This is a genomic window from Burkholderia sp. 22PA0106 (genome assembly GCF_047497155.1).
Lineage (GTDB): Bacteria > Pseudomonadota > Gammaproteobacteria > Burkholderiales > Burkholderiaceae > Burkholderia.
This window is the reverse complement of record NZ_CP163162.1, coordinates 1,874,351-1,888,776: the sequence shown is the minus strand read 5'-3', so window position 1 is coordinate 1,888,776 and position 14,426 is coordinate 1,874,351. Positions and strand designations below refer to the sequence as shown.

The following is a 14,426-nucleotide window of genomic DNA, read 5'->3' as shown; positions in this document are numbered from 1 at the left end:
TTCAAAGCTGGATATCGCGAGGCCGGTTGCCGGTCTCGCGATGTGCGCTGACTGCGCAAATGGGCGAAACGCCGTTCGTCCACATCAGAATCGAATGCGAACTGTGCAGAGCAGCGAGCTGCGTTTGAATCAAATCAGTTCACTGATCCATACGATCCGGATTTTTAGACCAGGTTGTCCAACAAGTATTGAATCATGCAGGCAGAAACGACCCCTGAGGCGGCCAAATCGGCGGCCGCCCAAGCCATCACGACACCGTTGACCGTCACGAGCGACAGCTTGCTCGACGCACTCGCGTGGATGTGTGCGCATCATCGAATTCCCCTTAGCCACGAAATGCTGACGCAAGGCCTTGCAATGCAGGAGCGGCTCCTGCCGTCGCTGGCGGTCGAATCGCTGACGAACGCCGGATTTGCCGCGCGCGTGATCATGCGACGTCTGTCGCAGTTGCCCGACGCGTTGTTGCCGGCGTTGTTGTTATTGCGCGATGGCCGAGCTGCCGTGCTGCTCGAACGGTTCGACAAGGAAGAAAGCGGGGAGAGTGGAGTGAGCGGGAAACGCGTGGTTCGGTACCGCGTCGTGATTCCCGAAATGGGCGCATCGCCGGTCGAATACGACGAGTCGGAAATCGCCGAAACCTATTCGGGCTACGCAATCCTGGCGAAACCGGCCGCGCGCGTCGACCATCGCGCTGGCCAGCAGGCGCCCGAGCCAGCCGGTCACTGGCTGCTGCGCACGCTGTGGTCGTACCGTCGCTATTACTCGAGCGCGGCGCTTGGCGCATTCCTGATCAACGTGCTCGGCCTGGCCAGCGTGTTTTTCACAATGAACGTTTATGACCGCGTTGTGCCGACGCAGGCCTATGTGACGTTGTGGTCGCTGGCGGTCGGCGTGACGATTGCGATGACGATGGAGGCGATCTCTCGTCACGTTCGTGCGCATGTGCTCGACACGGCCGGCAAGAAAGCCGATCTCGTTCTTGGCAGCCTGCTGTTCCGGCAGGCGATGTCGATTCAGATGGAGAATCGGCCTGCATCGTCCGGCTCGTTTGCCAACCGTCTGCGCGAATTCGAATCGGTGCGTGATTTTGCGACGTCGGCTACCTTGTCCGCGTTGTCGGATCTACCCTTCGTGCTGCTGTTCGTCGCGGTGATCTTCTCGGTCGGTGGCGCGCTTGGTTGGGTTCCGTTGATGATGATTCCGCTGATCGTCGGCGTCGGCGTGATCGTACAGTGGCCGCTCGCGCGGGCGATGCGCGAGAACCTGCGTGAAGCGTCGCTGAAGCAGGGCGTGCTGATCGAATCGATCGAGGGGCTGGAGACGCTGAAGGCCGTTGGCGGCGAAGGCGTGATGCGACATCGCTGGAACAACTGCAGCGCCAAGACGGCCGAATCGTCGATGAAGTCGCGTCATTTGTCGAGCCTGGCAACCTCCATCGTCGCATTTCTGCAGCAGATCCAGACCGTCGTGCTGATCGTCATCGGCGTCTACCTGATCGGTGAAGGCAAGCTGACACAGGGGGCGCTGATCGGCTCGGTGATGTTGGCCGGGCGTGTCACGGCGCCGTTGAGCCAGGTGATGGGATTGGCGCTGCGTTTTCAGCAGGCGCGGGCGGCGCTGCGTTCGCTGAACGAGCTGATGGCGATGCCGGTCGATCACGATGCGGCCACGGCTTATCTTGGCAACCCCACATTGAGCGGCCACGTGAAGCTCGACAAGGTGGAATTCGCGTATCCATCGAAGATCAAGCAGTCCAATCCGGCCGTGTTGCAGGACGTGTCGATCGAAATCAAGGCCGGAGAGCGCGTCGCGATACTCGGGCGGGTGGGCAGCGGCAAATCCACCTTGCTGCGGATGATCGCACGCCTGTATCGGCCGACCTCGGGCAAGCTGTTTGCCGACGGCCTCGATGCGGGCCAGATCTCGCCCGCCGACTGGCGTGCGGCGTTCGGCTATGTCGGGCAGGACAGCCGGCTTTTCTACGGCTCGCTGCGCGAGAACCTGATGATCGGCCGCCCCGACGCGACGCCGGAGGAGCTGCTGCACGTATTGCGCATGACGGGGCTGGATGCGCTGGTGGCCGCGCATCCGCTGGGCATCAATCTGCAGGTCGGCGAGCATGGCGGCGAGTTGTCGGGCGGCCAGCGGCAGCTCGTGGCGCTGGCGCGCAGCCTCATCAACCGCCCGCGAACGTTGCTGCTCGATGAGCCGACCAGTGCGATGGATTCCCAGACCGAGCACCAATTCATCGCGCACCTGCGAATGGCATCTGCCGGTCAGACGCTGGTCGTCGTGACGCATCGGATGTCGCTGTTGCCGCTGGTCGACCGTCTCGTGATCGTCGACCAGGGCCGGATCGTCGCGGACGGCCCCAAAGAAAACGTACTGGCCGTACTGTCGGGCCAGCCGGCTGCCAGGCAGACCAGTCAATACACGGCATCGGTACCGCCGGCACCCCCGCCACCGATGCGCGAGCGCGTGCCCGAAGCGGGTGCCGAAGCGGCTCCGGGCAAAGAGGCGTGACCATGCGAAATCCGCTATTGCGTTCGAGCCGAAGCAAAACCGCCCCGCGTCTGGTTGCGGCCGATGCGGTATTCATGAACGATCTGCGCGAGGCAATGCTGGTCCGCTCGTCGGCCGGCGCGCAGGCCGTGCTGTATCTGATTGCCGTGGTATTGGCGCTCGGCCTCGTCTGGGCGTATTTCGCGCGTGTCGAGGAGGTCACGCGTGGCGAAGGGACGATCGTGTCGCCGAGCCGGGAACAGGTCATTCAGGTGCTGGAGAGCGGCATTGTTCGCGACGTGCTGGTACACGAGGGGCAGGAGGTGGAAAAAGGGCAACTGCTTGCAAAGATCGATCCGACCTCGGCCGAATCGAACTACCGCGAACTGCGCGCCAAGGCGATCGACCTGAAGGCCGGCATTGCCCGGCTGAAGGCGGAAGTGTCCGGCCGGCCGCTGGTGTTTCCGGAAGAGGTCAGGCACGAGCCGGGCGTCGTTGCCCAGGAAACGGCCGCCTATCGCACACGGCGTCTGGCGGTCGATCAGCGCGTGGCCGCGCTGAAGAAGAGCCAGGCGCTGATGCGCCGCGAAATCGCGATGTCCGAGCCGCTGGCGGCCAAGGGGCTGATTTCCGAAGTCGAAATTCTGCGGATGCGGCGCCAGGAAACCGACATCGATTCGCAGATCGCCGATGTCGAGAATCGCTTCCGGTCCGATGCGAACGACGAACTGCTGCGACGCGAATCCGAACTGGCGCAGACCTCCGAGGCGCTGACCGGACGCGCAGGCGTGCTCGCGCGCACCGAAGTCGTGTCGCCGATGAACGGCATCGTGAAAAACATTCGCATGCATACGGCGGGCGGCGTCGTGCAGTCCGGTGAACACATCATGGAGATCGCGCCGCTCGACGGCCGGCTGTTGGTCGAGGTACGGATCAAGCCATCGGACGTGGCATTCCTGAGGGCCGGGTTGCCGGCCCTCGTGAAGCTGTCGGCGTACGACTTCGGCATCTATGGCGGCATCGACGGCAAGGTCGTCAGCATGGGCCCCGACACCCTGCGCGACGACCAGAAAGCCGCCGCCGGCCGACCCGATGCGCACTACTACAGGGCGATGATCGAGACGGACGCAACCACGCTGGACGCAGGCGGCAAGCATCTGCCGATTCTGCCCGGCATGCAGGCGACGGTCGATATCCGAACCGGCGAGAAATCCATTCTCGATTACCTGCTGAAACCCATTTTCAAGGCCCGCGAGGCTTTCCGGGAGCGTTGAGATGAACCTGTCCGACTATCGGCACATCGCCCGTCGACATGGCTTCGCGCTGGCCGCCGGCTTGTTGTTCGTACTGCCCATGCCACATGCCGTTGCCTCGATATGCAATGCGGCTGCGTCACCGGAGCACGGTGCGGCAAGCGATGCGACGCGGCGCTGCCCGCCGATGCCCGCGCTGCCTCGGGCTGCCGATGCCGCCGATGCAACGCAAGATATCGATGTCGATCCCGCAACCGAGGTTGATCTGCGTGGCGTCCTCTATGCAGCGACCGAAGCCGCCGTCGACGTGAACCCGTCGGTGCGGCAGATGTACGCCGAATATCAGGCATCGCAGTCCGATGTCGATCAGGCAAAGGGCGCGCGTTGGCCGCAATTGCAGTTGACCGGTCAGACGCGCGACGCGCAGTTCGGTTCGAATGCCGGCAGCGCGTACAACCCCGGCAATTCAGTCAGCGTGAATCTGCGCACCATGCTGTTCGACTGGGGGCGCACCAGCAAGACGATCGATAGCCGCCGCGAATCCGCGGTGGCGAACCAGGAGAGATATGTCGCACAAATCGAGAGTTCGGCTTATCAGGTGTCGAGTACGCTTGTCGAACTCGCCAAGCAGCGCAACGTCGCGGCGCTGAGCCAGCGGTTCGTCGATCGGATGACGCGCCTGGTCGCCATGCTCGAATCGATTGTCGCCGTGGATCGCGGGCGCGGCAGCGAACTGACGCAGGCAAGGGCGCGGCTGTTGCAGGCCATTGCGAGCCGCGATTCCGCGCTGTCCAAGTGCCGCGACGCCGAATTGAACCTGCGCAAACTGGTGGGTGCTAGGCCGGTGCCGGTTCCTGTTGCGTCCACCTGGCCGTTGAAGCCGCAGATGCTCGACGCGTTGCTGTCGTCGCTCGACGAGAATCCGCGCCTGCTTCAGGCGCGTGCCGAGGCGAACGCCGCCGATCTGAATCGCGACGCGGTGAAAGCCTCGGCGAAGCCGCAGCTCGATTGGGTGGTCAGTACCAATACCGGCCGCGATGTGCTGGGTCGGCGGCAGCCATGGCAGACGATGTTGACGCTTACCTGGAGCGCCTTCAACGGCGGTGCCTCCACGGCCGCGAGCGAGGCCGCGTCCTACCGTGCCATCGCGAGTCATCGGCAAGCTGACCAAACGCGTCTCGATCTCGAATATCAGTTGCGCACTGCCGATCACAATGCGCACACCTATGCCGATCAGGCGGAGCAATATCGCGCGCTGTCCGTGGAGTCGGACCGCGTGCGTCAGGCGTTCTACGATCAGTGGTATCACCTCGGCAAGCGTTCGCTGCTCGATGTGCTGATTGCGGAGAACGACTATTACAACAACCGCGTCAGTGAAATCTCATACCGATTCGAGGGTTACGCCGCAACGTTGCAGGGCTACGCATCGGCCGGCGTGCTGATGCGATGGTTGCGCGACGGCGTGGCTGCCTGACCAGGCTGACTGCCGTTTCACGATCGGCCCGGTGTTGGCGGTTCAAATTCAGGAGGAGAAAACCATGTCAAGGAGGAGCAAATCATGTCGCCTGCTGTCTTCGTGATTCCATCTCGAGTTGTCGTGTTCCCGTCTATTGCCGGCTACTTGCCGCCGCCGTACGGAACGCGTCGGGGTGCGCTGCTGAGCGATTTCTGGTGGAACGCAAGCCGGTCGCCCGGCTTGCCGAATGCGCACGTGCCGGGAACATGGCACGGGCGTGCCGGTGTCGGGTGGAGGCTCGCCGCATCGGCATTCGGCACCGACAACAATGCGTGGACGGATGTCAAGCCGCACCGGGGCCGCCCGGTATTTCGCGCCATTGCGTTGGCCTGTTGCCAGATGTTGATCGGCGTTTTAGCCACGGTGTCGATGTTGAGCGTCCTGCACTCGGATAGCGCGGCGTGGTATCCGATGGCTTGGTTCAATGTGCATAACAGCGCTCAACCGGTAAATCCGCCTTCGGTGGCCATACGTCGAGCGCTCATGCAGCCGGTGCCACAAACCATCGTCAATGTGCCCGCTCCGGTAGCGGCGCATTCCCAGTCAGCCGTTCACGCCACGCATCGTGCGTCGGCTGTGCCGAAGATGCCGGTCGCAAAGCCCGTGGCGCGGGGCACGAGCAAACCAACGTCGAAACCGATGACGCGAGGCGTCGTTCATCGTCCGCATCCGATGCGCACGCCTCCCGTGGCCGCCACGAACGACAAACCGGCGCCGATACACCCTGCCCATCAGCGCGGGGCGACGCCTGTCGCCAAGCATCGCCCGCAGTCTTCCATCGAGCGCGTGCTCGCGAACGACGATCGGGTGAGTGACGATGCCATTCGCGCGCTGCGCATCGAACAGGTGCGACAGGATGCAGCAGCTCGCAGGCACGCGGCCGTGGCGGCATACCTGCCCGCCGATGCCGTATTTCTGTTAAGCAATCAGGTTCGACTGACCGAGCATTGACGTCTTCGCTGACGGTCGGGCTATCTCTGGGCAGGGCTTCATCACGACGCCCGACCAAGATGTCCAAATTTGTATGGAGAATGTCTAGATGTGGGGGGCATGGTCGATATACTTTTGCCTTGCCCGATGCGAAGACAGTGGCGAGAAATCGTCGTCCGGCTGCCGTGCACATCAGTCTGTTGCGTGCATGGGGGCCGGAGGTCTCCATCGTTTCGATCTCCGCAGGTCTCTTCATTCCGGTGTGCTCGCGTGTTGCTTCATGCGTCGAGCGCCGTCGAATGCTGCGCGATATTCACGGTTTGATGTGCATGGGTGCCGTGCCGGCACCGCGAGCCGCACAAGGGCCGAAACGCTCACCCAGGACAACCCATGATCGACGACAGACAGGCCAACACCGATGCCGAGGGAGGCACTGCATCGATTCGCGTGATGGCTGCCGATGCGCATCCGATCGCGTTGATCGGCATCAAGTCGCTGCTCGACAAGGCGGCCGACATCGAGCTGATCTCACTGGTGAATTCGACCGAGCAGCTCGTCACGGCGCTCGACGAAATTGCATGCGACGTGCTGATCTTCGACTATCAACTGGGCAAAGAGGCCGGGATCGATGGTTTGTCCGTGATCGAACAACTTCGTGCCGCGCATCCGTGCCTCAAAATATTGGTCACGTCCGCGCGCGAGCATTACGAGATCACGGCACGGGCTGTCGAACGCGGTGGCGTGGAAGGTTTTCTGCACAAGGGTGACAACGCCTCCATTCGCTTGGCCGACATCGTTCGCAAGCTGGCGGGCGGCGGCATGCACTTCGACATCGTCATGCAGCGCTATTTGCAAGAGCGCTACAAATCGGTGTGCGACAACCGGGCGCGTACGCCGGTGCAAAGCCTCAGCACGCGTGAGTTGGAGGTGGTGCGCATGTGGTCCGAAGGCTTGACGATCAAGCAGATTTCGCACGCCACGCATCGCAGCCACAAAACTATCAGCGCGCAGAAGCGCAATGCGATGCGCAAGCTCGGCGTGAGCAATGAAATCGAATTGTCGCGGCGTATCGAAAAGCTGCTGTAACGCACTGCGCGTCCGTCTTGCCTCACTCCTTGGCCGATTCGGCCGCTGCCGCGGCATCGCTCGCCGGCGTGCCGGCTTGGCTCGCCGCGTCGCGTTCCCAACCGCCGCCGAGCGCCAGGAACAATCTCACCTGATCGGCCGCCACCACGCCTTCGGCGGCGGCGACCTGCGCGCGCACGCTGGTCAGCGTGCGGGTCGCGTCGAGGTCCGACAGAAATGACTCGCGCCCCACGGCATACAGCCGGTGCGTTTCGTCGGCCGAATCGCGTGCCGATTGATACGCGGTGCGCAGCGCATCGGCGCGCTGCGTGTCGGCGGCGTAGGTGGCGAGGCTCGATTGCGTCTCGCGCAGCGCGTTCAGCACGACGCCGTCGAATTGCGCGAGCGCGCCGCCGGTTGCCGCCTCGGCTTCCTGCACGCGCGCGCGCTGCCCGTTGGCCGGGAACGTCCAGTTGATCAACGGGCCGAGCGACCAGCGGTTGGTGGTCGGGCCGAGCAAGTCACCGAAAACCCCCGTCGTGCCGACCGAGGCGCCGAAGCTGACGGTCGGATACATCGCGCCTATCGCCACGCCGATCCGTGCCGTCGCGCCGGCCAGCTTGCGCTCGGCTTCGCGCACGTCGGGCCGACGGCGCAACAAGGCCGTACCGTTGCCGACCGGGATCGCCTGCTTCAGTTGCGGCAGCGTCCTGCAGGTCAATGCGGCGGTCGGCAGGCTGTCCGGCGAGCGCGCGAGCAGCGCGGCCAACTGATATTGCGCGACCTTGCGGCGGCCTTCGAAGCGCGGAATGTCGGCGGCCAGCGTGCGCACCTGCGTGGTGCCCTGCGTCACCGCCGTCTGGCTGCCGCGCCCGGCGTCGCGCAGCCGCCTCGACAGCGTCACGCGCTGCTGCTGCAGATCGAGCGAGTGCCTGGCGATGTCGAGTTCCTCGCCGGCCGAGCACGATTCGACATACGCGGCGACGACATCGGCCACCACGGTGATGCGGGCCAGATCGCCAGCGGCCTTGACGGCGTCCGTGTCGGCGCGCGCGGCCTCGACGCCGCGGCGAAGCTTGCCGAACAGATCGAATTCGTACGACACGTTGATGTTGAACGCGCCTTCGTTGACGACCGGCAGCTTCTCGGTCAGCAGGTATTGTTCGGCCGATTCCTGGGCGCGTTGGGCGCCGCCCGCGAAGCCGCCGGAAAAGCCGCCTTGCGCATTCGCCTCGGCCTGCGTGGCGCGCGCACGTGCGAGGTTCGCCGCTGCGACGCGCAGGTTCGTGTTCGATTGCAGAGCCTGCTCGACGAGGCTGTCCAGCACCGTGTCGTCGTAGAGCCGCCACCATTTCACCGGCACGTCGCCGTTCGACACGAGCGAGCTGCCGTCGCCCGCGCCATCGAGCGGGGCATCGGCCAGCGGCGCGTTGACGAGCGCCTGCTTGGGCACCTGATAGTTCGGGCCGACGGTCGTGCAGGCCGCCAGCGTCAGGGCGGCCACGGCGAGCGGCGTCAGCGCAACGGCACGATAGGCTCGTGGGCTCATCGCGAAGCTCCGTAGGCGGCGGATGCCGCGCCCGATGCCGGGACGATGCCTGCCGAAGCCCCCGAAGCCCCCGAAGCCCCCGAAGCCCCCGAAGCCCCCGAAGCCCCCGAAGCCCCCGAAGCCCCCGAAGCCCCCGAAGCCGCGCCCGCCGAAGCCGCATTTCGATCCCGCTTCACATCCGGCGACACCATCGCCACCGTCGCCGTGCGCCCCGCGATCATGCGGAAATCGTCCGGCACCTCGTCTAGCGAGACGCGCACCGGAATCCGCTGGGCCAGCCGCACCCAACTGAACGCTGGATTGACGTTGGGCAGCAGGTTCGTGCTCTGCGAGCGGTCGCGATCCTCGATCGCGGCGACGATGCTCTGCACATGTCCGCGCAGCGGCCGCGGCTCGCCCATCACGCGGATATCGACCGGCTGGCCGATATGAATGCCGCTCAGCTTGGTTTCCTCGAAGTAGCCATCCACCCGGAACGAATGTTGATCGACCACCGACAGCACGGCGCGGCCGGCCGGCACGTATTCGCCGACGCGCGGCGCGCGGTCGTTCAGGTAGCCGTCCACGGGGCTGACGATGGTGGTGCGATGCAGGTTCAGCCTCGCGGTATCGACGTTGACCTGCGCATCGGCCAGGGCGGCATCGCCCTGATCGACACGTGTGCGGCTCTCCTCGAGTTGCTCGCTCGCCACCAGGTTGCCGAGCTTCAGGTTGCGCGCGTATTCGCGCCGGGCCTGGGCCAGCGTGGCGCGCCGCTGTTCGAGCGTCGCCTCGGCGAGCCGCACCGCCAGGGTGTAGCGGGCCTGGTCGATCACGAACAGCACCTGGCCTTGCCTGACGGCCTGGTTGTCGACCACGCGCACGTCGGTGATCAGGCCGGACACGTCCGGCGCGACCTGGATCACGTCGGCGCGCACGTGCCCGTCTCGCGTCCACGGCGAAAACATGTAGTAGTCGACGATGCGCCAGAGCACGAGCACCGCAATCACGACGACGATCAGCGTCAGCAGGATCTGCCCCGCGGAAAACCAGGTTCTTTTCACGTTCACGTTAGGTAGCCACGAAATGGTGGGAGGCGATCACGACGCCGGCCAGGATGAAGACGTAGATGCCGAGATCGAAGATCGACCGGTGCCAGACGAAGCGGTAGATGCCGGTGCGCGTCAGCAGCGTGCGCACGACGATGTTGACGAGATAGGCGATCAGCATCAGCACCAGCGGTGCCGGAACGAACACGCCGAAGATGTCGATTTCGCCGATCATGATTGCGTTGTGGTGTTCTGCATGGTGTCGGTCAGGAGCGGGGCGGTGGCGGCAGCGGCTGCATCAACGCGGGGTTCAGCGACAGGCGGATGCCGACCAGCGCATGCAGCGCGTCGCGCAGGCCGCGTTGCAGCGCGGCGGCCGGGCGGTCCGCGCGCGGCACGGCGGCGGGCGCATCGGGCGCCACGGGGGGGCGGCGGTGGCGACACCGCTTTGCGCCGGGCCGCCGGCCGGCGCTTGCGTCGCGCCGATCAGATGGCGGATCGCCACGGCGTCGAGCGCATCGTCGATCGAGGCGAGCAGGCCCGGCGACGCCGGCTGCCGCGCGTTCGCCTCGACGCAGGCCGTGTAATGGGCGGTCACGCCGGCCAGCACGCGGTCGATCGCGGCCGGCACGTCGCCGTCGAGGCGGCGCAGCGAGCGGTGCAGATCGAGCGCGTTCAGGGCCACGCGCAGGTCGCGGAAGCTTTCGATCGACGGATGGCGATGATCGTCGGAAGCCTTCAGGCGCGGCAGCAATTGCGTGACGCGGTCGAGCATCCGCGCGGCGTGGTTGCGTTGATCGACGATCGGCTGCCGCGACGCCGATTTCGCGACGTCCTCCCAACTGGAGCGCAGCAGCCGGCGCGCGGCCAGCTCCGCGCCGAACGGGCGCGTCGCGCGGGTCCAGACGAATGCGTACAGCAGGCCGGCCACGCCGGCGATATTGGTGTTCAGGAATACGAGGAAGTCGGCCGAATAGGCATCCTGAATGCTGATGAAGGTGGCCGTGTTGACCGCCACCAGCATCGTCACGAGGTTGAACTGCGGGCGCGGGATCAGCGTGCCGACCAGGATGAACGGCGCGGCGAACATCACCACCAGCATCGGGAAATCGTGCACGTGCGGCAGCACCACGAACAGGTAGAGCCCGGCGAACACCACGCTCGCGCAGGTGGCCGCGAAGAACCGGAACACCATCGGCGCCGGCTCGTCGAGCGCGGCGAAGAAGCAGCAGGCCACGGCGGCCAGCGTCACGGCGCCCGCGCCGTCGTTCCAGCCCGACTGGATCCACAGCCAGCACGCCAGCACGATCGCGCCGCCCGCGCTCAGCGTGGAGAACAGCATCATGCCGCGGTCGAAGTAGCGATCGGTGCCGCCGAGCCGCCAATGCCGGTAGCGCGGCTGCCAGACGCCCGATTCGTTGGCGATCAGCGCGCGCAGCGAGCGGCAGTCCTGCCAGATGTCGATCATCTGCCGCAGCCGCCACAGCGCGTTCGACAGCAGCGCGCCGTCCCAACTGACCATCGCGTCGCCCGATGGCTGCAGCGCCACGATGCGGGCGCGCAGCCGGTCGGCCTGCGGGTCGCTGACCGAGCCGGTGGTGTCGTCCGGCGCGGGTAGCGGCGCGTCGAACCATTGCGCGGCCTCGGCCAGCAGCGCCTCCAGGTCGGCCGGCAGCTCCTTCAGCTCGCGCATCAGCGCGATCAGCGGATCGGCCAGCGCCGACATCATCGGCAGGAACAGTTGCATGCGGCCGTGCAGCGCCTGCGCGCGCGCCATCACGCGCGGATGGGCGTGGTCGTAGCCGAGCTGGCTCAACAGGAATTCGAGCGCCGCGAGCGTCATCGCGAGCCGCTGGCGGCAGCCCGACAGCGTCTTGCCGGCCAGATGGCCCGACAGCGTTTCGCGGCCGTAGAACGCGGCGTCGCGGAACCAGGCGTCGGCGCGCTCGATCAGCGTGGGCGCGAGCCGGTTCGGCAGCACGGCGCTGCCCACCACGCTCGCGCAGACGATGCCGAGCACGATTTCCTCGGTCCGCGTGATCGCGACGTCGAACACGGTGGTCGGGTCGGTCACGGTCGGCAGCGCGATCAGCGGCATCGTATAGCCGGCCAGCATGAACACGTAGCTGCGCGCGGTGCGATCCGACATCGCCAAATAAAGCAGCGTGCCCGTCCAGAGCGCGACGACCACGCTGAACAGGAACGGCGTCTCGACGAACGGCGGCACCAGCAGGATCGCGGCCGACGCGCCGAGCGCCGTGCCGAGCGCGCGATAGAGCGCCTTCGAGCGCGTCGCGCCGACGAACGGGTTCGAAACGATATAGACGGTGGCCATCGCCCAGTACGGGCGCGGCAACTGGAAGATCAAACCGAGGTAGAGCGCCAGCATCGACGCCGCGAAGGTCTTGACCGAGAACAGCCAGTCGCGAATCGACGGGTAGGTCATTACGCGGTCCGCTCGCCGGCCTCGCTGAACGCATTGAGCACGCGCAGGGTCGTTTCGAGGTCCTCGCGGCTGACCGATTTCAGCACGCGGGCCCGCAGCGCGCGCAGGTCGTCTTCCATCCGGGCCGTGACGGCGCGGCCTTCGTCGGTCAGCGTGACGGTTTTGGCGCGACGGTCGTCGGGGTCCTCGTCGCGGCGCGCGAGGCCTGCCGCGCAGAGCTGATCGAGCAGCCGGACCAGCGACGGCCCCTCGATGCCCACGTGCTCGGCGAGCGTCACCTGGCGGACCGCCTCGCCGAGCCGGCCGGCGATCAGCAGCGGCGTGGCGCAGGCTTCGGACACGTGATAGGCGGTCAGGACGGTGTCGCTGGTGCGCCGCCACTTGCGGGCGGCGGTGACGAGCGTGCTGCTGACGGCCATGCGGAGCGTATGGAGATTCGACATGCGCCGGATCATATCGGAATTCCATTCGATAGCAAACTATCGGTTTGAGTTAAACGCTTTACGAGTCGGGCGGGGCCATGGCTGCTGATCCGATTCGATTTAGCGAAGGAGTCGGGCACACGGTGTCACGTCGATGTCATGGCCGTGTCGTTCGGCGACGCGAGGATCGATCGACGAAGTGCGTGCGCGGAGCCGGTCGAGGCACGATTCGTGCTGCGGTGCATGATGGGCGGCGAGAATGTTGTGGCCCCCAGGTCTGAAATCGAGGTGCCGATTGGATGAATCGCCTCTGTTGCGCCGCATCCCGAGCGTTGCGTCCATTTCGAATCGGGTCGGATGTGCTTATATTTCGAGATTGCGCGGCGCGCCTTCGACATGGCCGCCGCGTCCGATCTCCCGATCCGTCCAAGGCAAGAACGTGAAAAGCGCACCCGAGGTCAATTACGTCCGCCCGCGCCAGCGCGCCGGCAAGCTGGTGGTCCGCCGCAACCGCAAGATGGCGCGCTCGGTGCACGCCTACGTGCGCGGCAATACCGCGCGTTATTACGAATGGCTGGCCAACGCCAAGGTCGGCACGCTGCCGGAAGGGCCGGCAATCTGGATTTGCGGCGATTGCCATACCGGCAACCTCGGCCCGGTCGCCAACGATGCCGGCGAGATCGAGATCCAGATCCGCGATCTCGATCAGACGGTGATCGGCAATCCCGTGCATGACCTGATTCGGCTCAGTTTGTCGCTGGCGACGTCGGCGCGCAGTTCCGACCTGCCCGGCATCGTCACGGCGCGGGTCATCGAGCAAGTGTACGAGGGCTATACGCATGCGTTGATGGGCGGCAAGCGCAAGCGTGCGGTGCCCAAGCCGGACGTGGTGCGCATCGTGATGCGCGACGCGCTGACGCGTACCTGGAAGCATCTGGCGCGCGAGCGGCTGATGGGCGTCAAGCCGGTGCTGCCGCTCGGCAAGCGGTTCTGGCCGCTGTCGAAAGCCGAATCGAACGGCATCGCCTCGCTGGTCGACACGCCGGCCATCTCCGAACTGGCGATAGGCCTGCGCGGCAACCGGCCGACCGAGCACGTCGAATTGCTCGACGCGGCCTATTGGGTCAAGGGCTGCAGCTCGCTCGGGCGGCTGCGTTACGCGGTGCTGCTCGACGTGGACGGCGCGGCTTCCGGCGGCGACGATTTGTGCCTGATCGACATCAAGGAAGGGACCAAGGCGCTGGCGCCGCGCTATCGCGACGCCGAAATGCCGCGCGACAACGGCAAGCGCGTGGTGGAGGGGGCACGGCACCTGTCGCCGTATCTCGGCAACCGGATGTGCGCGGCCACGCTGTCGGAGCGTTCGGTGATCGTTCGCGAACTGCTGCCGGCCGACCTGAAGCTCGAAATCGGCAACGTCGACGAGGCCGAGGCGCTGCGCATCGCGCGCTACCTGGCGCACGTGGTCGGCCTCGCCCATGCACGGCAGATGGATACGGACACGCGCAAGCGCTGGCTCGCGGAACTGAGCCGCGCGCGCTCGAAGACGATCGACGCGCCGTTCTGGCTGTGGCGCAGCGTGATCGAATTGATGGGCAACCATGAAGTCGGCTATCTCGAACATTGCCGGCGCGTCGCGGCGCAAGGTGCGGCGGCGCGCTGAACGGCGTCGGGCAAGCCGCGAACATCATCGACGGACAATCGGCAGGCGACAC

The 14,426-nt window shown here is 65.7% G+C and carries 10 protein-coding genes and 1 pseudogene; 6 read left to right on the top strand and 5 right to left on the bottom strand.

Going from position 1 to position 14,426, the window contains the following annotated elements; all coding sequences use genetic code 11:
* Positions 1-195 precede the first annotated feature (195 nt).
* From AB4850_RS08065 to AB4850_RS08045, 5 genes are all read left to right on the top strand, one after another.
* Positions 196-2,523 (top strand): type I secretion system permease/ATPase, encoded by a 2,328-nt coding sequence (locus tag AB4850_RS08065; RefSeq protein ID WP_414439297.1) that lies wholly within the window; start codon positions 196-198, stop codon positions 2,521-2,523.
* A gap of 74 nt (positions 2,524-2,597) precedes the next feature.
* Entirely contained in the window at positions 2,598-3,776 is a 1,179-nt protein-coding gene (locus AB4850_RS08060; protein WP_414439296.1) for an HlyD family type I secretion periplasmic adaptor subunit, read from the top strand.
* Position 3,777: 1 nt separating this feature from the next.
* Positions 3,778-5,229, top strand: coding sequence for a TolC family protein (locus AB4850_RS08055; protein ID WP_414439295.1), 1,452 nt, complete (start codon positions 3,778-3,780; stop codon positions 5,227-5,229).
* An 84-nt stretch (positions 5,230-5,313) separates the two neighbouring features.
* On the top strand, positions 5,314-6,222 hold the full coding sequence (locus AB4850_RS08050; protein ID WP_414439294.1) for a hypothetical protein: 909 nt from the start codon (positions 5,314-5,316) through the stop codon (positions 6,220-6,222).
* Between the two features lie 312 nt (positions 6,223-6,534).
* Positions 6,535-7,287, top strand: coding sequence for a LuxR C-terminal-related transcriptional regulator (locus AB4850_RS08045; RefSeq protein ID WP_414439293.1), 753 nt, complete (start codon positions 6,535-6,537; stop codon positions 7,285-7,287).
* A 22-nt stretch (positions 7,288-7,309) separates the two neighbouring features.
* On the opposite strand, the gene AB4850_RS08040 is transcribed toward AB4850_RS08045, so the two are convergent.
* From AB4850_RS08040 to AB4850_RS08020, 5 genes and pseudogenes are all read right to left on the bottom strand, one after another.
* Entirely contained in the window at positions 7,310-8,815 is a 1,506-nt protein-coding gene (locus AB4850_RS08040) for an efflux transporter outer membrane subunit (protein ID WP_414439292.1), read from the bottom strand.
* Positions 8,812-9,858 carry an efflux RND transporter periplasmic adaptor subunit gene (locus tag AB4850_RS08035; protein WP_414441986.1) on the bottom strand — a complete coding sequence of 349 codons (1,047 nt, stop codon included), beginning with the start codon at positions 9,856-9,858 and terminating at the stop codon, positions 8,812-8,814. The genes AB4850_RS08040 and AB4850_RS08035 overlap by 4 nt, the downstream gene beginning before the upstream one ends.
* A 7-nt stretch (positions 9,859-9,865) precedes the next feature.
* Positions 9,866-10,078 (bottom strand): DUF1656 domain-containing protein, encoded by a 213-nt coding sequence (locus AB4850_RS08030; protein WP_414439291.1) that lies wholly within the window; start codon positions 10,076-10,078, stop codon positions 9,866-9,868.
* Positions 10,079-10,109: 31 nt separating this feature from the next.
* Positions 10,110-12,289: pseudogene (locus AB4850_RS08025) on the bottom strand (FUSC family protein).
* Positions 12,289-12,732, bottom strand: a complete 444-nt coding sequence (locus AB4850_RS08020) for a MarR family winged helix-turn-helix transcriptional regulator (RefSeq protein ID WP_414439290.1) — start codon at positions 12,730-12,732, stop codon at positions 12,289-12,291. Before AB4850_RS08020 ends, AB4850_RS08025 begins: the two are co-directional and overlap by 1 nt.
* A 418-nt stretch (positions 12,733-13,150) precedes the next feature.
* Between AB4850_RS08020 and AB4850_RS08015 the strand changes: the two genes are divergently transcribed.
* Complete coding sequence (locus tag AB4850_RS08015; protein WP_414439289.1) at positions 13,151-14,374, top strand: DUF2252 family protein; 1,224 nt, start codon at positions 13,151-13,153, stop codon at positions 14,372-14,374.
* Positions 14,375-14,426: the final 52 nt, after the last annotated feature.

What these genes read in the sequence shown, in the direction of transcription:
- AB4850_RS08065 (WP_414439297.1), top strand. Translation starts at nt 196, where the DNA reads ATGCAGGCAGAAACGACCCCTGAGGCGGCCAAATCGGCGGCCGCCCAA.
- AB4850_RS08060 (WP_414439296.1), top strand. Translation starts at nt 2,598, where the DNA reads ATGAACGATCTGCGCGAGGCAATGCTGGTCCGCTCGTCGGCCGGCGCG.
- AB4850_RS08055 (WP_414439295.1), top strand. Translation starts at nt 3,778, where the DNA reads ATGAACCTGTCCGACTATCGGCACATCGCCCGTCGACATGGCTTCGCG.
- AB4850_RS08050 (WP_414439294.1), top strand. Translation starts at nt 5,314, where the DNA reads ATGTCGCCTGCTGTCTTCGTGATTCCATCTCGAGTTGTCGTGTTCCCG.
- AB4850_RS08040 (WP_414439292.1), bottom strand. Translation starts at nt 8,815, where the DNA reads ATGAGCCCACGAGCCTATCGTGCCGTTGCGCTGACGCCGCTCGCCGTG.
- AB4850_RS08030 (WP_414439291.1), bottom strand. Translation starts at nt 10,078, where the DNA reads ATGATCGGCGAAATCGACATCTTCGGCGTGTTCGTTCCGGCACCGCTG.
- AB4850_RS08020 (WP_414439290.1), bottom strand. Translation starts at nt 12,732, where the DNA reads ATGTCGAATCTCCATACGCTCCGCATGGCCGTCAGCAGCACGCTCGTC.